The organism is Bradyrhizobium sp. 4 (genome assembly GCF_023100905.1).
Classification (GTDB): Bacteria; Pseudomonadota; Alphaproteobacteria; order Rhizobiales; family Xanthobacteraceae; genus Bradyrhizobium.
Window position 1 is genome coordinate 3,409,756 of the sequence record NZ_CP064686.1, and the last position, 21,845, is coordinate 3,431,600.

Annotated in this window: 28 protein-coding genes; 22 read left to right on the forward strand and 6 right to left on the reverse strand. The window is 63.5% G+C overall.

The genetic code is table 11. The features are described 5' to 3' along the window. Window positions 1-25: 25 nt before the first annotated feature. A complete protein-coding gene (locus IVB45_RS15605) occupies window positions 26-379 on the reverse strand; it encodes an MmcQ/YjbR family DNA-binding protein (RefSeq protein WP_247286471.1) in 354 nt (117 codons plus the stop codon). Between the two features lie 162 nt (window positions 380-541). Between IVB45_RS15605 and IVB45_RS15610 the strand changes: the two genes are divergently transcribed. From IVB45_RS15610 to IVB45_RS15650, 9 genes are all read left to right on the forward strand, one after another. After that, the gene (locus IVB45_RS15610) at window positions 542-889 is read left to right on the forward strand and encodes a Lin0512 family protein (RefSeq protein WP_247360547.1); all 348 of its coding nucleotides are present in this window, start codon (window positions 542-544) and stop codon (window positions 887-889) included. Window positions 890-893: 4 nt separating this feature from the next. Next, window positions 894-1,580: a GNAT family N-acetyltransferase gene (locus IVB45_RS15615; RefSeq protein ID WP_247360548.1), complete on the forward strand. Its 687-nt coding sequence runs from the start codon at window positions 894-896 to the stop codon at window positions 1,578-1,580. Window positions 1,581-1,653: 73 nt separating this feature from the next. After that, window positions 1,654-2,838, forward strand: a complete 1,185-nt coding sequence (locus tag IVB45_RS15620) for a serine hydrolase domain-containing protein (RefSeq protein ID WP_247360549.1) — start codon at window positions 1,654-1,656, stop codon at window positions 2,836-2,838. A gap of 97 nt (window positions 2,839-2,935) precedes the next feature. Further along, a complete protein-coding gene (locus IVB45_RS15625) occupies window positions 2,936-3,145 on the forward strand; it encodes a DUF2892 domain-containing protein (RefSeq protein WP_027569619.1) in 210 nt (69 codons plus the stop codon). After that, a complete protein-coding gene (locus IVB45_RS15630) occupies window positions 3,142-3,663 on the forward strand; it encodes a sigma-70 family RNA polymerase sigma factor (RefSeq protein ID WP_247360550.1) in 522 nt (173 codons plus the stop codon). Before IVB45_RS15625 ends, IVB45_RS15630 begins: the two co-directional genes overlap by 4 nt. A 3-nt stretch (window positions 3,664-3,666) precedes the next feature. Next, the gene (locus tag IVB45_RS15635) at window positions 3,667-4,014 is read left to right on the forward strand and encodes a carboxymuconolactone decarboxylase family protein (protein WP_247360551.1); all 348 of its coding nucleotides are present in this window, start codon (window positions 3,667-3,669) and stop codon (window positions 4,012-4,014) included. 34 nt (window positions 4,015-4,048) lie between these two features. Continuing rightward, on the forward strand, window positions 4,049-4,726 hold the full coding sequence (locus IVB45_RS15640) for a DUF429 domain-containing protein (RefSeq protein ID WP_247360553.1): 678 nt from the start codon (window positions 4,049-4,051) through the stop codon (window positions 4,724-4,726). A gap of 8 nt (window positions 4,727-4,734) precedes the next feature. Next, on the forward strand, window positions 4,735-4,983 hold the full coding sequence (locus IVB45_RS15645; protein ID WP_247360554.1) for a hypothetical protein: 249 nt from the start codon (window positions 4,735-4,737) through the stop codon (window positions 4,981-4,983). Window positions 4,984-5,076: 93 nt separating this feature from the next. Continuing rightward, entirely contained in the window at window positions 5,077-5,781 is a 705-nt protein-coding gene (locus IVB45_RS15650; protein WP_247360695.1) for a glutathione S-transferase N-terminal domain-containing protein, read from the forward strand. 2 nt (window positions 5,782-5,783) lie between these two features. Here IVB45_RS15650 and IVB45_RS15655 read toward each other — a convergent pair whose 3' ends face one another. The 3 genes from IVB45_RS15655 to IVB45_RS15665 all read right to left on the reverse strand — a co-directional run bounded on the left by IVB45_RS15655 (window position 5,784) and on the right by IVB45_RS15665 (window position 7,787). Next, window positions 5,784-6,566 carry a sulfite exporter TauE/SafE family protein gene (locus tag IVB45_RS15655; protein WP_247360555.1) on the reverse strand — a complete coding sequence of 261 codons (783 nt, stop codon included), beginning with the start codon at window positions 6,564-6,566 and terminating at the stop codon, window positions 5,784-5,786. Between the two features lie 3 nt (window positions 6,567-6,569). Then, entirely contained in the window at window positions 6,570-7,202 is a 633-nt protein-coding gene (locus IVB45_RS15660) for a TetR/AcrR family transcriptional regulator (RefSeq protein WP_247360556.1), read from the reverse strand. Window positions 7,203-7,415: 213 nt separating this feature from the next. Further along, window positions 7,416-7,787, reverse strand: a complete 372-nt coding sequence (locus IVB45_RS15665; RefSeq protein ID WP_027569626.1) for a tRNA-binding protein — start codon at window positions 7,785-7,787, stop codon at window positions 7,416-7,418. 105 nt (window positions 7,788-7,892) lie between these two features. Between IVB45_RS15665 and IVB45_RS15670 the strand changes: the two genes are divergently transcribed. Further along, on the forward strand, window positions 7,893-8,246 hold the full coding sequence (locus tag IVB45_RS15670; RefSeq protein ID WP_247360557.1) for an ArsC family reductase: 354 nt from the start codon (window positions 7,893-7,895) through the stop codon (window positions 8,244-8,246). A gap of 39 nt (window positions 8,247-8,285) precedes the next feature. Here IVB45_RS15670 and IVB45_RS15675 read toward each other — a convergent pair whose 3' ends face one another. Further along, complete coding sequence (locus IVB45_RS15675; protein ID WP_247360558.1) at window positions 8,286-8,933, reverse strand: hypothetical protein; 648 nt, start codon at window positions 8,931-8,933, stop codon at window positions 8,286-8,288. A 371-nt stretch (window positions 8,934-9,304) separates the two neighbouring features. Between IVB45_RS15675 and IVB45_RS15680 the strand changes: the two genes are divergently transcribed. The 7 genes from IVB45_RS15680 to IVB45_RS15710 all read left to right on the forward strand — a co-directional run bounded on the left by IVB45_RS15680 (window position 9,305) and on the right by IVB45_RS15710 (window position 15,794). Further along, on the forward strand, window positions 9,305-10,060 hold the full coding sequence (locus IVB45_RS15680) for an ABC transporter ATP-binding protein (RefSeq protein WP_018459153.1): 756 nt from the start codon (window positions 9,305-9,307) through the stop codon (window positions 10,058-10,060). Beyond that, window positions 10,053-10,799 (forward strand): ABC transporter ATP-binding protein, encoded by a 747-nt coding sequence (locus IVB45_RS15685; RefSeq protein WP_027569630.1) that lies wholly within the window; start codon window positions 10,053-10,055, stop codon window positions 10,797-10,799. Before IVB45_RS15680 ends, IVB45_RS15685 begins: the two co-directional genes overlap by 8 nt. A 33-nt stretch (window positions 10,800-10,832) precedes the next feature. Beyond that, a complete protein-coding gene (locus IVB45_RS15690; protein WP_027517482.1) occupies window positions 10,833-12,056 on the forward strand; it encodes an ABC transporter substrate-binding protein in 1,224 nt (407 codons plus the stop codon). Between the two features lie 72 nt (window positions 12,057-12,128). Further along, the gene (locus IVB45_RS15695) at window positions 12,129-12,992 is read left to right on the forward strand and encodes a branched-chain amino acid ABC transporter permease (protein ID WP_027569632.1); all 864 of its coding nucleotides are present in this window, start codon (window positions 12,129-12,131) and stop codon (window positions 12,990-12,992) included. A 1-nt stretch (window position 12,993) separates the two neighbouring features. Continuing rightward, a complete protein-coding gene (locus IVB45_RS15700) occupies window positions 12,994-13,962 on the forward strand; it encodes a branched-chain amino acid ABC transporter permease (protein WP_007592084.1) in 969 nt (322 codons plus the stop codon). A 163-nt stretch (window positions 13,963-14,125) separates the two neighbouring features. Continuing rightward, complete coding sequence (locus IVB45_RS15705) at window positions 14,126-14,770, forward strand: DUF47 domain-containing protein (protein ID WP_027517485.1); 645 nt, start codon at window positions 14,126-14,128, stop codon at window positions 14,768-14,770. A gap of 16 nt (window positions 14,771-14,786) precedes the next feature. Further along, complete coding sequence (locus IVB45_RS15710; RefSeq protein ID WP_027569633.1) at window positions 14,787-15,794, forward strand: inorganic phosphate transporter; 1,008 nt, start codon at window positions 14,787-14,789, stop codon at window positions 15,792-15,794. Here the strand turns inward: IVB45_RS15710 and sugE are convergent. Continuing rightward, complete coding sequence (gene sugE, locus IVB45_RS15715) at window positions 15,787-16,101, reverse strand: quaternary ammonium compound efflux SMR transporter SugE (RefSeq protein ID WP_027569634.1); 315 nt, start codon at window positions 16,099-16,101, stop codon at window positions 15,787-15,789. The two genes, IVB45_RS15710 and sugE, sit on opposite strands and share 8 nt — an antisense overlap. Before the next feature lie 163 nt (window positions 16,102-16,264). Here sugE and IVB45_RS15720 point away from each other — a divergent pair, with 163 nt between their 5' ends. The 5 genes from IVB45_RS15720 to IVB45_RS15740 all read left to right on the forward strand — a co-directional run bounded on the left by IVB45_RS15720 (window position 16,265) and on the right by IVB45_RS15740 (window position 21,840). Then, a complete protein-coding gene (locus tag IVB45_RS15720) occupies window positions 16,265-17,884 on the forward strand; it encodes a peptide chain release factor 3 (protein ID WP_247360559.1) in 1,620 nt (539 codons plus the stop codon). Window positions 17,885-18,119: 235 nt separating this feature from the next. Then, a complete protein-coding gene (locus IVB45_RS15725; RefSeq protein WP_247360698.1) occupies window positions 18,120-18,698 on the forward strand; it encodes a hypothetical protein in 579 nt (192 codons plus the stop codon). 71 nt (window positions 18,699-18,769) lie between these two features. Then, window positions 18,770-19,354: an NnrU family protein gene (locus tag IVB45_RS15730; protein ID WP_247360560.1), complete on the forward strand. Its 585-nt coding sequence runs from the start codon at window positions 18,770-18,772 to the stop codon at window positions 19,352-19,354. Between the two features lie 70 nt (window positions 19,355-19,424). After that, window positions 19,425-21,017, forward strand: a complete 1,593-nt coding sequence (locus IVB45_RS15735; protein ID WP_247360561.1) for a class I adenylate-forming enzyme family protein — start codon at window positions 19,425-19,427, stop codon at window positions 21,015-21,017. A 169-nt stretch (window positions 21,018-21,186) separates the two neighbouring features. Next, on the forward strand, window positions 21,187-21,840 hold the full coding sequence (locus IVB45_RS15740) for a tetratricopeptide repeat protein (RefSeq protein ID WP_247360562.1): 654 nt from the start codon (window positions 21,187-21,189) through the stop codon (window positions 21,838-21,840). Window positions 21,841-21,845 lie beyond the last annotated feature (5 nt).

Consider the following 21,845-nt stretch of genomic DNA (forward strand, 5'->3'; position numbering starts at 1 on the left):
TTTCGCTTCACCAGCGAACGGCGCTTCAATCCAGGCCCAGCGCCTTGCGGGATTTCCGCGTGAGTTTCGTCGCGACCATCGCGTGCGCCTGCGCCAGATAGGCCGTGAGCTCGGCGTCCGGCAGCGCGTTGTTGCCGACGAGCTGCACCCATTTGGCGCGCGCCAGATACGGTGCCGGCCGCGCAAGGCCGTGCTCGATCAACATGGCATAGGCCATGTTCGAGACCTTGAACATGTAGCCGCCGGAGCGCGCGGCAAAGCCGCCGCCGAGTGCGAACATCTTGCCGCCGACCTTGAACACCGAGGTGCCCTCCCACTGCACCACCTTGGTGACGGCGGGCAGGCGCAGGCAGCGGGTTTCGAAAGTTTTGGGAGTCATCGCTTGAGCGATAGCACAGCGCACGCGGCTTGCAACGCCGCAACGATGGAGCGGCCACTGCGTGCCGCGCCGCGTCCGGGATACGAGGGGACGACCCCACTTGTATCGTGCCGTTCGATCCCCCACACTCTCCACCACTCAATCAGTCACAGGAATAAGAACATGGCTCGCGTTCGCTGTATCACCGAGATGGGCATGGGCGTCGACGTTCACGGCAGGGACGCCACCAAGGCGGCGAAGCGTGCCGTCTCTGATGCCATCAGGCATTCGAGCCTCGGCTTCTTCCGGATGATCGACAAGACTGCGAACGACATGTTCGTGGACGTCACGATCGCAGTGCCGAATCCGGAAAGCGTTGACAAGGACGCGGTCGCGAAGGAACTGCCTTACGGCACTGTCACCGTCAACGCGGTGAAGGGCGGGCTGGAGATTCCGTCGGCCGCGGAACAGGGCAACGACCCGATCCTGATCGCCAATGCCGCCGTCATCGTCAGCTTCGACAAGGACTAGGCCGGTGTCCGATCATGATGAGCGGCTGCTGGATCGCCCGATCTGGAGCGCGCTGACGACCAGCCATAAACACCTGGCCGAGGGTGGCCCGCGAGCGCTGCGCTATCCGGTGGACGTGACGCCCTTTGCCGACATGGTCGACATGTCCGAGGCGAGCTTCGCCGCGCTCCGTGATCTCCTGTCGGGCTCGCAGGTCGCCGCGCTGTTCACACCGGAGGCCGTCGATGTTCCTGCAGGTTTCAAAGTCGTGCTGGCCGGACCCTGCGAGCAGATGATCGGCTCTCCGGCCGACAGTCGGCTTCGCGATGCCGAGATCGTTCGACTGGGTGCGGCCGACGTTCCCGCCATGATGGCGCTGACGGAGTTGACCAAGCCCGGTCCATTCGCGCGGCGCACCCACGAACTTGGGACGTTCCTCGGCATCCGTGCTGTCGGCGAATTGGTCGCGATGGCCGGCGAGCGCATGAAGCCGGGAAATTTCGTCGAGATGACGGCCGTCTGCGTCCACCCCGACCATCGCGGGCGGGGCTACGCGCAGGCGCTGCTGGCGGCTGTCGCACGCCAGATCGAGGCGCGCGGCGAAATTCCGTTCCTGCACGTGTTTTCGAGCAATTCGTCGGCCATCGCGCTGTACCAGCGGCAGGGGATGCGGACTCGGCGCCGCCTGCACGTCACCGCGTTCATGAAGTAGGAATGAGCTGCGGTCAGGCTTCATATCCGGCGAATTCACGCTATACCGATCCCTGCCATCATTGGGGAAACACATGGACGCCAGAACACCTGATTTTTCCGCCGCGCGGACGGCAATGCAGCGTTACGTCGATCAGGAGATCATTCCGGGTGCATCCTGGGCGGTGCTGCGGGGCCGCGAGGTCGTCGATCAGCAGTGCGTCGGTTTTGCCGACCGCGAGGCGAGCACCGCGCTGCGGCCCGATCACATTTTTCGTGCGTTTTCCAACACCAAGATCTTCGTCACCTGCGCGGTCATGCTGCTGGTCGAGGAGGGCCGCATCGAGCTCGATGACGTTGTCGAGAAATTCCTGCCGCAACTCGGCAATCGCAAGGTTCTCAAGCCGGGCGCTTTGACCCTTGCCGACGTCGAGCCTGCGAAAAGCCCGATCACGATCCGGCAGCTTCTGACCCATACCTCCGGCCTCAGCTACGGCATCTTCGATCCCGGTACGGTGCTGTTCAAAGGCTATAACGAGGCGCGCGTTCTCAATCCGTTGACGCCGCTGACCGACATGATCGACCATCTCGCCGATCTGCCGCTGTCCTTTCATCCCGGCGCGTCTTGGGAATATTCGGTTGCGACCGACGTGCTCGGACGTGTCGTGGAGGTCGTCTCCGGCAAGCCGCTCGACGCCGTGCTCAAGACGCGCATCTTCGAGCCGCTCGGCATGACCGACACCGGCTTCCACGTGCCGGACGCGCAGCAGGGCAGGCTGGTCGCGCTCTACAACGGCACGGATGTGCTCGGTCCCATGAAGCCCGGCCTCACCCGGGCCGACGACCTGCCTTATCCGCAAGCCTATCGGCGGCAATTCCCGCGGCTGTCGGGTGGCGGCGGACTGGTCTCGACCTTGCCCGACATGCTCGCTTTGATACGGGCGCTGCTTCCCGGCTCGGATGCTCTGCTGAAGCCGGAGACGCTGCGGCAGATGATGACGAACCAGTTGCCCGCCGGCGAGAACATCCGCTTCGCCAATCTCGGCCCGATCCCCGGCAAAGGCTTTGGCCTCGGCGGCGCCGTCACCTTCGCGCCGATGCCGTTCGATCCTCCGAATTCGACCGGCGAATTCCAGTGGGGCGGCCTTGCGGGCACCCATTGGTGGATCTGCCCGCAGGCCAATACCGCCGGTGTGCTGATGGCGCAGCGCTACATGGGCTTCTGGAATCCGTTCTTCTTCGAATTCAAGCGTCTGGCCTATCAGGCAGTCGGAGGCTGATCGCGAAAAAAATTGCACTTGCCGCGAATCCTTTCCGCTCGTCGCACCCTCTCTTGAGGGTCGAGGCATTTTGCTTCGGCTCGTCTCGGAGGATGTGATGGCATTTTACAGGAAGAACATCGGCGGCCTGCATCAGGCCGTGCGGATCGCCTTTGGCGTCGCGGTGGCCGTCGCGGCATTCGTGTACCTGACCGGCGCCGCGGCCTGGCTGGTTGCGCTCGGCGGCGCCGGCTTCGCACTGACCGGCCTCGTCGGCTATTGTCCGATGTGCGCGATGGCCGGCATCGGAAGAGGAGGCGTGTCGTGAGCGCCGCTGGGATCTCGCCGGACCTGTTCGAGGCCGCGCGCCTCGGCGATCCCCAGGCGATCGCGTCTCTGCTCGAGACGGCGCAGCCGAACATCCGCCGCTATGCCCGCGCCACCTGTCGCAGCTCGGCGGATGCCGAGGATGCGACGCAGGAGGCGCTATGGATCCTGTTTCGCCATGTCGGCACGATCCGCTCGTGGCTGGCGTTTTCGGCCTGGCTGTTCAGTGTGGTCCGCCGCGAATGCCTGCGGCTCGCCCGTAAGGCAGGCCTCGCGTCGGCGATCGACGACGGAGAGGCGGAGGCGCTGCTGCTGTCGCGTCCTGAAGCCGATTTGCGGCTCGACGTCGCGGCGGCCTTCGAGGCGCTGCCGCCGCACTACCGCGATGTCGCGCTGATGCGCGACGTCAAGGAAATGACCATCCACGAAATCGCCGACGCACTCGGCGCGACCCGGCAGGCCGTGAAAGCACGCCTGCATCGCGCCCGCGCCCTGCTGCGCGAATATCTGACGAGGTGAGCCATGACCTGTTATCAAAGCCCTGACGATCTGAAATCCGTCCCGGCCTTGGTGGCGCTCGCGCCGGTCGAGGCCAACGCGTTCCTTGCGTTCAACCACGCGGTCGAGCGCAAGGACGGATTGATTCCGCCAAAATATCGCGAGCTGATCTCGCTCGCGGTCGCGCTCACCACGCAATGCGCCTATTGCCTCGATGTGCACACGGCGCAGGCGGCGAAGGCCGGTGTAACGCGCGAAGAAATCGCGGAAGCCGCGCTGATTGCGGCGGCGGTTCGCGCCGGCGGCACGCTCGGCCATGCGTTGCTGGCGGAGCGCCTGTTCGAGCAGCACCGGGGCGAGGGACCGGGATAGAGGAGCGGGCGGATGTCCGTCAGGGATCAGGAAATTGCCAAACTATCTCGGCCTTGACGGATTTCGCTTCGGCTGGGTCGCTGCCTGGATCGACGACCGCGGCGATCACGGCTTCGATTATTCGCCGGGTCTCGTGCGGCTGCTTGCGCTGCCGCATGCCCGGGCGATGATCGACATGCCGATCGGCTTGAAATGGAGCGGATATCGCATCTGCGATTTGCGCGCGCGCGAACTGGTCGGTGCTGCCGTGTTTCTCGGCGCGCGCCGCGACCTCTGGAAATTTGCCGACATGGCCGCAGCTAACCGTCACTACTGGGAGTGCGAGGGCAAGGGCAAGGGCAAGGGCAAGGGCGTGTCAGCGCAGCTCTGGAACATCAGGGACAAGATCAGGGACGCCGACGAGATCATGACGCCGACGCGGCAGACGACGATCGGCGAAGCGCATCCGGAATTGATTTTCTGGAATCTCGCTGGGCGGGCCCGGCTTGCAAAGAAGACGTCTGCAGAGGGCCGGGAGCAGCGCATCGCACTCGTGCAGCAGCGCGGCTTCGCGCGCTTGCCGACATGGCTGACTCAACGATATGGCACCGGCATCGGCCGTGACGATCTCATCGACGCCTGTGCCTGCGCGATCGCGGCACGCGACAGCACGGAGCGGTTCGGCGGGGAGGAGACCGACCCGCGGGGCTTGCGGATGGAGATCAATTATTGAGGCTACCGATGAGGACGATTCGGGAAAAAGCTGCAATTTATTTGAAGCTTGCAGGAACAGACGATGGCCGGCCCGCGTTCCTCGTGCGAACCGAACACGGAGAAGCTCGTCCGATGAGGGATGCCAGTCAGTTCGCGACCGCGATGCTTGCGCTCGTCTTCACCGGAGCGCTGCTCGTCACCGGCCAGCTCTTCATCGAGCAACGCGCACAGCGCGACGTGATGCACGCCACCAACCATTTGCTGCGGCCGTTGTGACCTGTGCGGGAAAATGATCTGACCACTCGACCTTGCGTCGTTCGTCCGCTGGCCTAGACTAGGCGGCATCTCATGAACGAAGCCGGGGTCCTGATGTCCGATCTGTCCGCCTTTCCCGTCACCAAGCGCTGGCCGGCCAAGCACCCGGAGCTGCTCCAGCTCTATTCGCTGCCGACGCCGAACGGCGTCAAGGTTTCGATCATGCTGGAAGAGATCGGGCTTCCCTACGAAGTCCATCTCGTCGATTTCGGCAAGGACGATCAGAAGACGCCGGAATTCCTCTCACTCAATCCGAACGGCAAGATCCCGGCGATCCTCGATCCCGATGGGCCCGGCGGCAGGCCGCTGCCGCTATTCGAATCCGGAGCGATCCTGCAATACCTCGCGGAGAAGACCGGCAAGCTGCTGCCGCAGGATGCCGCGCGCCGCTACCAGACCATCCAGTGGCTGCATTTCCAGATGGGCGGCATCGGGCCGATGTTCGGCCAGGTCGGCTTTTTCCACAAATTCGCCGGCAAGGACTTCGAGGACAAGCGGCCGCTCGAGCGCTATGTGGGCGAGGCCAAGCGGCTGCTCGGGGTGATGGAGATGCATCTTGCCGGTCGGCAATGGTTCATGGACGACGACTACACCATCGCCGACATCTCCATGCTCGGCTGGGTGCGCAATCTCATCGGTTTCTACGGCGCCGGCGATCTCGTCGAGTTCAGCCAGTTCAAATCCGTCGCCGCCTGGCTCGAACGCGGGCTGGCGCGTCCGGCGGTCGAGCGCGGGCTCAACATTCCGAAGCGGCCGTAAGATCAGGTTAGCGCCTTGTGGGTCATGTAGAGGGCCATCAGCAGGATGACGACCATCATGACCCGGCGCAGCACCGATTTGCTGACGCGATTGGCTGCGCGCGCACCGAGATCAGTGCCGACCCAGAGGCCGGCAAGAATGCCGATGATGGCGGGCCAACCGACCATGAGTCCCTTGCTCCAGTAGATCCCGGCGGCCGGAATATTGGTCGGGATGACCGAGAAGACGAGGCTGACGAGCTGCGCTTGGTGCTGCGGCACCCGCAGGCCCGCCGCGAGCCCGACGGTGATCGCCAGCCCGCCGCCGATGCCCATGAAGCCGGAGGAAAATCCGGCAAGCGTGCCGATGAGGAGCAGCGGCAGCCAGGGCAGCTTGTCTCGGTCGCCGGTCTTATTGTTTTCCTCCTCGCGGTCGCGGCGCAGGATCAGGAGAGCGATCAGCGCGACGAGATAGACGACGTAAGTCCATTGCAACACCGAGTCGGAGACCGCCGCCGCAGCGTAGCCGCCGCCGGCGCCGCCGAAGAGAAACCCGATGCCGATCCAGACGATCCATAGCAACGGGCTGCGATTGCCGCTCTGCCAATAGCGGCGAACGCCCGCGAGTCCGGTCGGTGGAACCTGCGTGATCAGCGACGTCCCCTGGGCGACGTGTTGCTCGGCGCCGAGCAGCAGCACGCTGAAGATGACGAGACCGCCTCCGGGACTCGTGCCCATGAAGCCCGATGTCAGTCCGCCGATGAGGCCGACCCCAATGCCTGCGAGCAAGTCATGGATCCACGACATCGCTCAGCTCTTGATCCGTCGCTTGACGTCGGCCTTCGTGGTGCGAAATCCATCGATCACGCCGGTCACGGCTGCCATGCAGGCCTCGATGTCAAAATCCTGGCCCCAGCATTTTTGCAGCACAAAGCCCTGGAAGATCGCGATCAGCACGCGCGCGATCGCTTCCGCACCGAGATCGCGCTTGATGAGTCCGTCATGCTGGCCACGCTCGACCAGCGCGACAATCAGGGCGCGCGGCATGTCGATGCCTTCTACGATGCTGGTGCGGACGCGGCGGTTGCGCAGGGCCTCGGCCCAGCCGTGGATGCCGACACGGCGGCGCGCTTCGCCGGCGGGGTCGGTGAGCCATTGCGCGTAGACGCCGACCAGCGCGTGAAGTCCTTCGATCGGATCGCCCGATCCTTGCGCGACCGAGTTGAGCACGGCCTCGCGCCGGTGCCGGTCGTCGGCGAGTGCCTCGATCAGATCGTCCTTGCTCTGGAAGTAGAGATAGACCGCACCATGGCTCAGCCCCGACCGTTTGACGATGTCGGCCATCCCGGTCTGGTGAAAACCGTCCTCGGCGAAGCAGGCGAGGGCGGCTTCGAGAATCTGCTGCCGGCGGCCTTCACGTTGCTTGTCGCTGATCTTGGGCATCCGGCCATCCATAATAACTGACAGCTCGATCGTTTTAGTCGCTCTGCGGGCTAAAGACCCCAGAACGCTAATCAGATAAAAAACGATCAGTCAGTCATTTTTATTACCGAACTGGATCCCGGTCAACCCCGACAACCCGGACCGGGACACAGGCGGAGCGAATCGTTAAGGAGCGTCGCCGGCGGCCTGAAGACCGCCCTCGATCGCGCGGGGCTAGAACAGCCGTCCGCCGTTCGGGACGGGCTTGCTCGGCTGCACCAGCACGACCTTGCCGCTGGCATCAGGGAAACCGAGGGTCAGCACCTCCGAGACAACAGGGCCGATCTGGCGCGGCGGGAAATTCACGACCGCAGCCACCTGTTGGCCCACCAGCGTTTCAAGCGGATGGTTTTCGGTGATCTGCGCAGAACTCTTGCGCACGCCGATCGCGGGACCGAAGTCGATCCACAGCCGCCAGGCCGGCTTGCGCGCCTCCGGGAACGGCTTTGCATCGATGATGGTGCCGACGCGGATATCGACCGCGAGGAAGGTGTCGAAGTCGATGGTCGGCGATGCGGTCGCGGCTGGATCGTGGGTGACGTGCATGGAGTGTCCGTCCGAAGAGCTGGCATCATTCGCAATATTGTCGTGCGAACTGAAGTTGCGTACAACGCCGGAGCATTACGCTGCGACGCATGCGCGAGGACTGTCTTGCCCAACATCATCTACGGCATCAAGAACTGCGACACCATGAAGAAGGCGCGCGCCTGGCTCGACACCCATGGCGTCGCCTACACGTTCCACGACTACAAGGCGACGGGGGTGGAGAAGGACAAGCTCAAGCAGTGGAGCGACAAGGTCGGTTGGGAGACGCTGCTCAATCGCGCCGGAACGACCTTCAAGAAATTGCCCGATGCCGACAAGGAAGGCCTCTCGGAGAAAAAGGCACTGGCGTTGATGCTAGCGCAACCATCGATGATCAAGCGGCCGGTGCTTGAAGTTGCCGGCAAGCTGCTGGTCGGCTTCAAGCCGGACGTCTATGCCAAGGAAGTCACGACCAAGTAAGTCACGACCAAGGAAGCCGCCGCCAAATCGCGCTGACCGCTAGTTCAGCTCGATGATCTCGGTGGGAACGCCGGAGCACTGCTGGTCCACGAACTCGACCAACTCGGCCGGCGCGATGCGGCCGGGCGTGCGATGGAACAGGTCCCGATTGATCACCGCGCGCAATCTCGAGCGCGGCAGCGCGTCATTTCCGCGCATCAGATTCTTGATCTCGAAGCCGCCGTCCTCGCAGAAGGTCTTGAGCGACGCGATGACGTGACAGACCTTGCCGTCGGTCTGGAACGGCAGCAGCAGGCGCTCATAGGCGACGATACGGCCGTAGATGTCATCGACGTCGGCAACGCTGTAGACAGGCAGCCCGCGCGCCATGCATTCATGATAGACCGGCATCACCAGGGGCGCGAGACGCGGCCCGATATAGTCGTCGAGCAGAGCGCCCTTGCCGGTGTGTCCATAGGCCCGCGAGATGCGCGTACCTTCGCTCTGAATGGTTAGACGCGGCGTCGGCGTCGACATGTCCACCGTATAATAGATCAGATCGGAGAGCTCTTCCTCGAGCCGCGCAGGCTGGTACTCCCAGATCGCCGGGGTCGTCTGCTGGCGCGCATAAAGCCGCAGCCACGTGTTCAGGAGATCACGCTGCCTGATCGACTTGACCACGGAAGGAGCCGCGCTTGCAAAATCCAAGGCAATATTCCCGACGAATAGAAATTCCGGACGCTTGAAACCAGCGCATGATCCTCACTGCGGGAAAATTTTCCATGAAGGCTGGCGCATGGAACGAAAGACCGTTAACGACGGCTTGATGACCGGCGCTTTGCGAACCGGGAAGCCGGGCAGGCGCGACATCAAAACACGTCCGACTAAGGGAGCATAAGTCTCCCGGCCGGAGGCCTGACCTGCTCAGCTTTCCGCCTTGCCTAACCCCCGTCACCTCCGGCATATTCCGCGCCCGGAGGCGGCGTTCCGGATGGGCTCCAGGGAGTGGCTCCAAGGCCTCCGGAAAGCCGAAGCAACAAGGATAGCCACGCGCGTTGTGCGGGCAGGGGGAAAACTGTTTGGCCGATGAGTTCATTCTCGAAACGGAAGGCTTGACCAAGGAGTTCGCGGGCTTCTTCGCCGTCCGCGACGTTGCGCTCAAGGTTCGCCGTGGGAGCATTCACGCGTTGATCGGCCCGAACGGCGCCGGGAAGACGACGTGCTTCAATCTTTTGACCAAGTTCCTCAAACCGTCTGCCGGAAAAATCCTGTACAAGGGGCAGGACATCACCGCGATGGCGCCCGCCGACGTGGCCCGCCTGGGGCTCGTGCGCTCGTTCCAGATTTCGGCAGTATTTCCCCATCTCACCGCGCTGGAAAACGTCCGCGTCGCGCTTCAGCGCCAGCACGGCAGCTCTTTCGATTTCTGGCGCTCAAAGTCCGTGCTCAACCAGTTCAACGATCGCGCGCGCGAGCTGTTGAACGATGTCGGCCTCAGCGAGTTTTCCAATACGCCCGCGGTCGAGATGCCCTACGGGCGCAAGCGCGCACTGGAGATCGCAACCACGCTCGCGCTCGACCCCGAGATGATGCTGCTGGACGAGCCGATGGCCGGCATGGGCCACGAGGACATCGATAAGATCGCGGCGCTGATCAAGCGCATCTCCGCGAAATACACCATCCTGATGGTTGAGCATAATCTGAGCGTCGTGGCCAATCTCTCCGACATCATCACCGTGTTGACGCGCGGACAGGTGCTGGCGCAGGGCCATTACAGCGAGCTCACCAAGGACGAACGCGTCAAGGAAGCCTATCTGGGAGCCGGTCATGGCTGAGACTGCGACGGCGGACGCTCCTGCAAAGGCCGCGAGCGGCGGCAACCTGCTCCAGGTCCGCAACCTGGAAGCCTGGTACGGCGAGTCTCACATCCTGCACGGGATCAACTTCGACGTGAACGCGGGCGAGGTCGTCACCCTGCTCGGGCGCAACGGCGCCGGCAAGACCACCACGCTGAAGTCGATCATGGGCATCATCGGCAAGCGCACCGGCTCGGTGAAGTTCAACAACCAGGACATCATCCGCACGACCTCGGACAAGATCGCGCGAATGGGAATCGCGTTCTGCCCGGAGGAGCGTGGAATTTTCGCCAGCCTCGACGTGCGGGAGAACCTGCTGTTGCCACCGGTGGTGCGTCCCGGCGGATTGCCGCTCGAGCAGATCTTCGATCTGTTTCCGAACCTGAAGGAACGGCTCAACAGCCAGGGAACCAAGCTCTCCGGCGGCGAGCAGCAGATGCTTGCGATCGCGCGCATCCTGCGCACCGGCGCGAACTTCCTGATGCTGGACGAGCCGACCGAGGGTCTCGCGCCCGTCATCATCCAGCAGATCGGCCACACCATTGCGCGGCTCAAGAAGGAGGGTTTTACGATCCTCCTGGTCGAGCAGAACTTCCGGTTCGCATCCACCGTCGCCGACCGCTATTACGTGGTCGAGCACGGCAAGATCATTGACGGATTTTCCAATGCGGAGCTTGCCGCCAACATGGACAAGCTCCACACCTATCTCGGCGTCTAGAACGGCCAACAAGAAGATTCATAGGGAAGTAGCATGATGACAAAGTCGATTGCGTCGTTTCTGCTCGGCACGGCGCTGGCCGTGACCGCCACCGGTGCAGCTTTCGCGCAGGACAAGACCGTCAAGATCGGCGCGCTGTCCGATCAGTCCGGGCTCTATGCCGATCTCGGCGGACCGGGCTCGACGCTCGCCGCGCAGATGGCCATTGAAGATTCCGGTCTGGCTGCGAAGGGCTGGAAGATCGACATCATTTCGGGTGATCACCAGAACAAGCCCGACATCGGCACCGCGATCGCGCGGCAATGGTTCGACGTCGACAAGGTCGACGTCATCGTCGACGTGCCGAATTCCGGCGTGGCGCTCGCGGTCAACAACGTCATCAAGGAAAAGAACGGCGTCTATATCAACTCGGGCGCGGCGACCTCGGATTTAACCAACGCGCAGTGCTCACCCAACACCGTGCACTGGACCTACGACACCTACATGCTGGCTCACACCACCGGCCAGGCGCTGGTGAAGGCCGGCGGCGACACCTGGTTCTTCCTGACCGCGGACTACGCCTTCGGCGCGGCGCTGGAGCGCGACACCACCGCTGTCGTTACCGCAAATGGCGGCAAGGTGGTCGGCGGCGTCAAGCACCCGCTCAACACGCCGGACTTCTCGTCCTTCCTGCTTCAGGCGCAGGCCTCCAAGGCCAAGATCATCGGCCTTGCCAATGCCGGCGGCGACACCACCAACACGATCAAGCAGGCGGCCGAGTTCGGCATCGTCAAGGGCGGCCAGAAGCTCGCAGCGCTGCTGCTGTTCCTCACCGACGTCAAGGCGATCGGGCTCGAGACCGCACAGGGCCTCAACTTCACCGAGACCTTCTACTGGGACATGAACGACCAGACCCGGGCGTTCTCGAAGCGCTTCGCCGAGAAGATGAAGAACAACGCGCCGCCCACCATGGTGCAGGCCGGCGTCTATGCGGGCGTGCGTCACTATTTCAAGGCACTCGAAGCGCTCGGCGGCAACCCGCATGACGGCGCCAAGGTCGTCGAGAAGATGAAGTCGATGCCGACGGAAGACGATCTGTTCGGCAAGGGCGAGATTCAGCCCAACGGCCGCACCATCCACAATGCCTATCTGTTCGAGGTGAAGAAGCCCTCCGAGTCCAAGGGACCCTGGGATTTCTACAAGCTGGTCGGCACGGTGCCGGGCGACCAGGCCTTCACGCCGCTGTCCGAGAGCAAGTGCGCTCTGTTGAAGAAGTAAGATAACCGCCCGCAGGCCATCAGGCCTGCGGGCGACTTTCAGGGAACGCCGAAGGGACCGGGTGCGGGATCGATGCAGGCTCTTTACGCTCAGCTACTGGTGGGACTGATCAACGGCTCGTTCTACGCGCTGCTCAGTCTCGGGCTTGCCGTGATCTTCGGCATGCTCAACATCATCAATTTCGCCCATGGCGCGCTCTATATGATGGGCGCGTTCGTCGCCTACTTCCTGCTGAACCTCGGCGGCATCAACTACTGGTGGGCGTTGCTGTTTGCACCGATCATTGTCGGCATCTTCGGCATGATCCTGGAACGGACCATGCTGCAATGGCTGACCGGGCTGGATCATCTCTACGGCCTGCTTCTGACCTTCGGCATTGCGCTGATCGTGCAGGGCGTGTTCCAGAACTATTTCGGCTCCTCCGGCCTGCCTTACGCCATTCCGGACCAGCTCAAGGGCGGCATGAATCTCGGCTTCATGTTCCTGCCGGTCTATCGCGGCTGGGTCGTCATCTTCTCGCTGGTGGTCTGCATCGCGACCTGGTTCCTGATCGAGAAGACGCGGCTCGGCGCCTATTTGCGCGCCGCTACCGAAAACCCGACGCTGGTGCGCGCCTTCGGCGTCAACGTTCCGCGCATGATCACGTTGACCTATGGCCTCGGTGTCGGCCTTGCCGCGCTCGCCGGCGTGCTGTCGGCGCCAATCAACCAGGTGCGACCGCTGATGGGCGCCGACCTCATCATCGTGGTGTTCGCGGTGGTGGTGATCGGCGGCATGGGATCGATCATGGGCTCCATCATCACCGGCTTCGCGCTCGGTGTGATCGAGGGCCTGACCAAATATTTCTACCCCGAGGCCTCCAACACCGTCGTGTTCGTGCTGATGGTGCTGGTGCTCTTGGTGAAGCCAACGGGATTGACGGGAAGGGCGGCCTGACATGACAGCCTTGACGGACGACACGCTGCCGGTAACCCCGCGCGCGATCCGCGACGAGATGATCGTCTTCGTGGTGATGGCGTTGCTGCTGGCTTCGGTGCCATTCACGGGGGTCTACCCGTTCTTCGTGATGCAGGCGCTGTGCTTCGCGCTGCTCGCCTGCGCCTTTAACCTGCTGATCGGCTATGGCGGTTTGCTGTCCTTCGGCCATGCGATGTTCCTGGGCACGGCCGGCTATTGCAGCGCGCATGCGCTGAAGGTGTGGGCGTTGCCGCCGGAGCTCGGCATCCTCGTCGGCGTCGCCGGTGCCTTCGTGCTCTCGCTCATCACGGGCTATATCTCGATCCGCCGCCAGGGCATCTATTTCTCGATGATCACGCTGGCGCTGTCGCAGCTTCTGTACTTCATCTACCTCCAGGCCCCGTTCACCCATGGTGAAGACGGCATCCAGGGTATTCCGCAGGGCCGCATGTTCGGCGTCTTCGATCTGACCAAGCCGACCGTGCTCTACTACGTGGTTCTGGTCGGCTTCCTCGCCGGCTTCCTGCTGATCTTCCGCATCATCAACTCGCCGTTCGGCGAAGTCCTCAAGGCGATCCGCGAGAACGAGCCGCGCGCGATCTCGCTGGGTTACCGCACCGATCAGTACAAGTTCCTGGCTTTCGTCCTGTCGGGCACGCTGGCCGGCTTTGCCGGTGCGTTGAAAGTCTTCGTGGCGCAAAACGCCTCGCTCACCGACGTGCACTGGTCGATGTCGGGCGAAGTCGTGCTGATGACGCTGGTCGGCGGACTCGGAACCGTGTTCGGTCCCGTGGTCGGTGCCTTCGTGATCATCGCCATGCAGCAATATCTGGCGGGGTTCGGCCAGTGGGTGACCGTGATCCAGGGCTCGATCTTCGTGATCTGCGTGCTCACCTTCCGCCGCGGCGTCATCGGCGAAATCGCGCATTACTTCCGGCGGTCGCTGTAAGTCATTGATATAATAGAAGATAGGCTGACGCGCGAAAGCGGTGGATGATCCGGCTCCACGGGCGTGAGGTGGCACGCGCGTGGATCGAAAATGGTCTATGACAGTTTCATGACGGCCCGCTCGGGCCAGGCCATTATCCAACCGAACCGGTAGTCTCTCTCCCATGATGCGATTGTTTCGCGCTTTCCTGCCCAAGGAAGAACGGTTCTTCGACCTGTTCGACCGCCACGCCCAGACCGTGATCCAGGGCTCGATCGCGCTCCAGAGCATGCTCAACGGGGGTGAGGAGACGCCGGTCTATTGCCAGCGCGTCAACCAGTTCGAGAACGATGCCGACAACATCACCCGTGAGGTGCTGACGGCGGTGCGCCGGACCTTCATCACCCCGTTCGACCGTGGCGACATCAAGAACCTGATCACCTCGATGGACGACGCCATCGACCAGATGCAGCAGACCGCCAAGGCCGTGATGCTGTTCGAGGTCCGCAGCTTCGAGCCGCCCATGCGGGAGATCGGCGGGCTTCTGATCGAATGCGCCAATCTGGTCGGCCGTGCGCTGCCGTTGATGCAGAAGATCGGCCAGAACGTGGCCATGCTGACCGCGATCACGGAAGAGCTGGGCAAGCTGGAAGGCCGCGTCGACGATCTCCATGATATCGGGCTGAAGGAACTGTTCCTCAAGCATCGCAACGGCAACGCGATGGATTTCATCGTCGGCGCGGAGATCTACGACCATCTCGAGAAGGTCGCCGACCGCTTCGACGACGTCGCGAACGAGATCAACAGCATCGTCATCGAGCAAGTTTAGGGCAGGGGACCGCGCCGTGGATGTTGCGTTGGGTCTTCCCGTCCTGGTCGGACTGATCGCCGTCGCGCTGCTGTTCGACTTCCTGAACGGCCTGCACGACGCCGCCAATTCGATCGCGACCATCGTCTCGACCCGCGTGCTGCGGCCGCAATACGCGGTGTTCTGGGCCGCCTTCTTCAATTTCGTCGCCTTCATGGTGTTCGGGCTGCACGTCGCCCAGACCATCGGCACCGGCATCATCGATCCCGCGATCGTGGATGCCCAGGTGATCTTCGCTGCGCTGGTCGGCGCCATCGTCTGGAACCTGGTGACATGGGCGCTCGGCATCCCATCGTCCTCGTCGCACGCATTGATCGGAGGCTTGTTTGGTGCCGGCGTGGCCAAAGCGGGCCTTTCGGCGGTGGTCTGGAGCGGATTGTCCAAGACGGTGATCGCCATCGTGCTGTCTCCGCTCGTCGGCTTTCTGCTCGCGATGGTGCTGGTTGCGATCGTCTCCTGGGCCTCGGTGCGCTCCACGCCCTTTGCCGTGGATCGCGCCTTCCGCATCCTGCAATTCGCCTCCGCCTCGCTCTATTCGCTCGGCCACGGCGGCAACGACGCGCAGAAGACCATGGGCATCATCGCCGTGCTGCTCTATTCGCAGGGCCAGCTCGGCGGCGAATTCTTCGTCCCCTTCTGGGTGGTGCTTTCGTGCCAGGCCGCAATGGCGATGGGGACGCTGATGGGCGGCTGGCGCATCGTTCGGACCATGGGCCTGCGCATCACCAAGCTAACCCCGATGCAGGGCTTTTGCGCCGAGACCGGCGGTGCCGCGACCCTGTTCATGGCGACCTTCCTCGGCGTTCCCGTCTCGACCACCCACACCATCACCGGCGCCATCGTCGGTGTCGGCGCCGCCCGGCGCCTCTCGGCGGTGCGCTGGAACGTCGCCAGTTCGATCGTCTATGCCTGGGTGATCACGATGCCGGCCTCGGCCATCGTCGCCGCGCTCTCCTGGTGGGCGGTCAAGATCTTCGTCAGGTAACCAGCTTCAGCCCGACAATCCCGGCGACGATCAGCCCGATGCTGGCGAGGCGGAACGCGGTGGCCGGCTCGCCGAACAGGATGATCCCGAGTGTCGCGGTACCGACCGCGCCGATACCGGTCCAGACGGCATAAGCGGTTCCAATCGGCAGCGATTTGAGGGCGAGCCCGAGCAGGATGATGCTGCCGGCCATGGCGCCGAGCGTGAGAACCGACGGAACGAGCTTGGTGAACCCCTCGGTATATTTGAGGCCGATCGCCCAGGAGATCTCCAGCAGACCGGCGACGAACAGGATGCTCCAGGCCATGACGACCCTCCATTCAAGGCAGGGTCGTCCCCGCGACTGGTGTGCTGATGGAAAGGGAAGGTCGTCCCTCCCAACTCAAGCCCGATATGGGGCTGGCCGGAAGGCTCCGCAATCACCAGATGAGGCTTGATCAGGCTCATTTTCCCTGCCAAACGCTGCCGCAATGTCCGACATCGCCACCACAGCCGAATCGACGGCCCGTTCCTCGCTTGCCGCTGAAGTGTCGCGGCGGCGGACTTTTGCCATCATCTCGCATCCGGACGCCGGCAAGACCACGCTGACCGAAAAGCTGCTGCTGTTCGGCGGCGCCATCAATCTGGCCGGCCAGGTCAAGGCCAAGGGCGAGCGGCGCAACACGCGTTCGGACTGGATGAAGATCGAGCGCGAGCGCGGCATCTCGGTCGTGACATCGGTTATGACCTTCGAGTTCGAAGGTCTGGTGTTCAACCTGCTGGACACTCCGGGCCACGAGGACTTTTCGGAAGACACCTATCGCACGCTCACGGCGGTCGATTCCGCCGTCATGGTGATCGACGCCGCCAAGGGCATCGAGGCGCGCACCCGAAAGCTGTTCGAGGTCTGTCGTCTTCGCGACATCCCGATCATCACCTTCATCAACAAGATGGACCGCGAGAGTCGCGACGTCTTCGAGCTCCTGGACGAGATCGAGAAGACGCTGGCGCTCGATACCACGCCGATGACCTGGCCTGTCGGCCGCGGCCGTGAGTTCCTCGGCACCTATGACGTCGTCAATGGCGGCGTGCGTCTGCTCGAAGGCGGCGGCGCCAAGACCGGCGCGGCGCAGCAGATCGAGATCGCCGAGCTCGCCAAGCTCAACGCCAATCTCGACGTGTCGGCGGTCAAGGACGAGCTCGAGCTCGTCACCGCGGCTTCAAAACCGTTCGAGCTCGAAGCGTTTCGCGAGGGCCATCTGACGCCGGTTTATTTCGGCAGCGCGCTCCGCAATTTCGGCGTCGGCGACCTGCTGCAAGGGCTCGGCAAGTTCGCGCCCGAGCCGCGCGCGCAGGAGAGCGACCAGCGCAAGGTCGAAGCCACCGACCCGCGCATGAGCGCCTTCGTGTTCAAGATCCAGGCCAATATGGATCCCAACCACCGCGACCGCATCGCCTTCGCGCGGCTGTGCTCCGGCAAGCTGAGCCGCGGCATGAAGGCGAAGCTCGTGCGCACCGGCAAGAGCATGCCGCTGTCGAGCCCACAATTTTTCTTCGCGCAGGACCGTTCGGTTGCGGACGAGGCCTATGCCGGCGACGTCGTCGGCATTCCCAATCACGGCACGCTGCGCATCGGCGATACGCTGACCGACGGTGAGGATTTCAACTTCGTCGGCGTGCCGAGCTTCGCGCCGGAAATCGTTCGCCGCGTGCGCCTTACGGATGCGATGAAAGCGAAGAAGCTGAAGGAAGCGCTTCAGCAGATGTCGGAAGAGGGCGTGGTGCAGGTGTTCCGTCCCCGCGACGGCGCGCCTGCGTTGGTTGGCGTCGTCGGCGCACTGCAGCTCGACGTGCTCAAGGCCCGGCTGGATGCGGAATATTCGCTGCCGGTCGAATTCGAGGTCAGCGAGTTCCAGCTTGCACGCTGGGTCTCCTCGGAGGACCGCAAGAAGCTCGATACCTTCATCGCTGCCAATACCTCGAGCATCGCCGACGATGTCGACGGTGATCCCGTCTATCTGGCGCGGAACGAGTTCTATCTCGGCTACACAAGGGAACGGGCCGAGGGCATCGAGTTCACCAACGTCAAGGACGTCAAGAAGAAGGGGTAGGGCGCAGCTCCGTCGCTCTGCAGCCACTCCCCCCTTCCGCTGTCATGCCCCGCGAAAGCGGGCCATCCAGTACGCCGCAGCCTCTCGGCTCAATCACAAACGCCTCGGAGTACTGGGTCGCCCGTTCAAGCCGGGCGACGACACCGTCCTTGGACGCGCGCATGTGAACAGCCGCAGGCTTGACGTTGCCGGCGGCAATGCCACGTTCACCCATGTGGCCTTGCGAGTTCACTTCATGTGGCGCGGCATCCTTGTTTTCCTCCTGCTGGCGATCTCGACGATCGCCGCCGATGCGCGGCCCCGGCAAATCAACCCAATTCCGTTTTCGCACGAGCCGTGCAGCGTGCTCGATGGCAGGCCCTGCACGCCGTCCTATTGCAGCCCGCTCGAGCCTGGTCCCTGTATTCCCGAGATCGACTATCCCTACGGCCAGAACCTCCAGCTCACGATCCAAAGCGTGCCGTCAGAGGCCGATCGCGCCAAATACCAAAAGCCGGATCACGATCTCGATACGATCGGCGATCTCTTCGCCGAGCTGCGCAGCTGCTGGTCGCCGCCAACGGACAATGCGCGCGCGGGCATGCAGATCGCCGTGCGTTTCAGCTTCAACAAATCGGGCGGCCTGATCGGCCCGCCGCGCCTGACCTTTGCGACGGCGGGCGTGCCCGCCGAGACGAGAATCACCTATCTCAATGCGATCAATTCATCGTTGAACGCCTGCCTGCCGCTGAAATTCACCGGCGGTCTTGGCGGTGCCATCGCCGGGCGGCCGATCGCGATCCGGTATGTCGACAATCGCGAGATCCACAAGTAGCGCATTAGTTGCGACCCGCCGCCAATCGATGATACGCCATGGGCTGGGGCGTTGGTTGAGGGGAGAATCTCGTGGGTCTGCTGGTTATGATCCTTGGGCTTGCGCTGTTTTTCGCGGCGCATGTGTTCACGACGAAACGCGAGGCGCGCGCGCAGGCCATCGCGAGACTGGGTGAGGGGACCTACAAGATCCTCTATTCGCTTGCCTCGCTCGCGGGGCTCGCACTGATCATCTGGGGCTTCGCGCATTATCGCGCGACCGGCTGGATCGACGTCTGGTATCCGCCGAAGGCGCTGCAGCACATCACGCTCGCGCTGATGTTGCCCGCGGTCATCCTGGTGGTCGCATCCTACTTGCGCGGCCGCATCTATGCGACGCTGAAGCATCCGATGCTGGCCGGCATCAAGCTGTGGGCGGCGGCGCATCTTTTGGCCAATGGCGATCTCGGCTCCATCATCCTGTTCGGCTCCTTCCTGGGCTGGGCGGTGTATGATCGCATCACGCTGAAGCGTCGGACCGATGGTGGCGGTCCGCCGATTCCGGTCGGCGGCGTCACCAACGATCTGATCGCGGTCGTGGTTGGAATCGTCGCTTATCTGGCGCTGGCGTTTGCGTTCCATCCTGTCGTCATCGGCGTTCCCGTGATGGGCGGCTAGCCGATCAGCACAAGACAGGACCGCATGCCATGCGCGGAAGATAACGAGAGCAACAAGCCAAGGCATTTCGATGGACTGGTCGCATTCTCAGATCCCGCCAATGCGGTTCGAGGCGCGCTTCGGCGATCGGATCGTGCCGGCATTTTGCGATCGGCCGTCGAGCCTGTGGGCGATGATCGCGGACGCCTGCGCCCGCAATCCCGACGGCGAAGCGCTGATCTCAGGCCATGTCCGGCTGAACTGGCGGCAGGCCGTCGAGCAGGCTGCGCGGATTGCGGCGGGATTTCGCAAGCTCGGATTGCAGCGCGGCGATCGTGTCGCGATCCTGCTCGGCAACCGCGTCGAATTCCCGCTGCTGCTGTTTGCTGCCGCGCATGAAGGGCTCGTCACGGTGCTGCTCAGCACGCGCCAGCAGAAGCCGGAAATCGCCTATGTGCTCGCCGACTGTGGTGCCAAAATCCTGATCCACGAGGCGGCGCTCGCGGCGCGTCTGCCGGACGCGCGGGATGTGCCCGAACTGGTCCATCGCATCGCCGTCGACGACGATCCGGCTTTGTCGCGTTTCGCGGTGCTGGCAGACAACGCGCCGGCCGCGGCGCCGGTCGAGACCAGCGAGGAGGACACCGCGATGATCCTCTACACCTCCGGCACGACAGGCAAGCCGAAGGGCGCGATGCTGGCCCATTGCAACATCGTCCATTCCTCGATGATCTTCGTGTCCTGCCTGCAATTGACGGCTGCCGAACGTTCGATTGCGGCAGTGCCGCTCGGCCACGTCACCGGCGTCGTCGCCAACATCACGACGATGATCTGCTGCGGTGGCGCGCTGATCATCATGCCGGAGTTCAAGGCCGGCGAATATCTCAAGCTCGCCGCGCGCGAGCGCGTCACCTACACGGTGATGGTGCCGGCGATGTACAATCTCTGCCTGCTCCAGCCTGATTTCGCCAGTTACGATCTGTCGAGCTGGCGCATCGGCGGCTTTGGCGGCGCACCGATGCCGGTTGCCACCATCGAAAAGCTCAAGGCGATCATTCCCGGCCTCGAGCTGGCGAATTGCTATGGCGCGACCGAGACCACGTCGCCGTCCACGATCATGCCGGGCAGGTTGACCGCAAGCCATATCGACAGCGTCGGCCTGCCGTGTCCGGGTGCGCGCATCCTGGCGATGGACGCGGACGGGCGTGAGCTGCCGCCCGGGGAGATCGGCGAGCTCTGGATCCAGAGTGCCTCCGTGATCAAGGGCTACTGGAACAATCCAAAAGCCACGGCCGAAAGCTTCACCAGCGGGTTCTGGCATTCCGGCGATCTCGGCTCGGTTGACGCGGAGGGATTTGTCCGGGTGTTCGACCGGCAGAAGGACATGATCAACCGCGGCGGCCTCAAGATCTATTCGGCCGAGGTCGAATCCGTGCTGGCCGGCCATCCCGCCGTGGTCGAGAGCGCGATCGTCGCCAAGGCCTGCCCGGTGCTGGGCGAACGCGTTCACGCCGTGGTGGTCACGCGCGCACCAGTGGACAGCGAAGCCTTGCGCGCCTGGTGCGCGGAACGGCTGTCCGACTACAATGTCCCGGAGACCATGGTGATCACCGCGGAGCCGCTGCCGCGCAATGCCAATGGCAAGGTGCTGAAGCGGCAGCTGCGGGAGCTGTTGGGAACCTAACCCCGGGAGATGATCTCTCCGGGCTGTCTCGGGTGGTTAACGCCTTGATCGGGCTCGCTTTGCCTTGCCACCGCCATATCGTTAGGGTACCCCGCCGCCACGTGGGGGACGGGATTCCTGACGCGAACGCATTGGCGCGCGCACCCGGACGGGCATGGGATTAGCATAAGTGTCTGAATTATTTGACGAAGTCGACGAGGAAGTACGTCGCGAACAGCTCAAGAAGCTGTGGGACAAGTATTCGATTTTGTTCATCGCCCTGATGGTGCTGATCGTCGCCGCCGTGGGCGGCTGGCGCGCTTACCAGTATGTGGAGGCCAAGAAAGCCGCCGAGGCCGGTGCTGCCTTCGAGAAGGCTGCAGAGCTGTCCGAGCAGGACAAGCATGCGGAGGCCGAGGCGGCCTTCACCGAGCTCGCAGCGAAGGCTCCATCGGGCTATCGCACCCTGGCGCGGCTGCGTGCTGCGGCCGAGGCGGCGGCCCGCGATCCCAAGGCGGGCGCCAAGCTCTATGACGACATCGCCGCCGACCGCAGCGTAGGCGGCGAGTGGCAGGATCTGGCGAAGATCCGCGCGGCCGGTCTCCTGCTCGACAGCGCCGGCTATGCGGACATGCAGCAGCGGCTGGAAGCCTCCACCGCGCCCAAATCGACCTTCCGTCATACCGCCCGCGAGATGCTGGCGCTGTCGGCCTGGCGCAACAACGACATGACTGCGGCCCGCAAATGGCTGGACGCGATTGCCGAGGACGGCGAAACGCCGCCCGGCCTGCGCTCACGCGCCGAGGCGCTGCAGGCCCTGCTGCCGCCCGTAGCGAAGAGCTGAGCCGA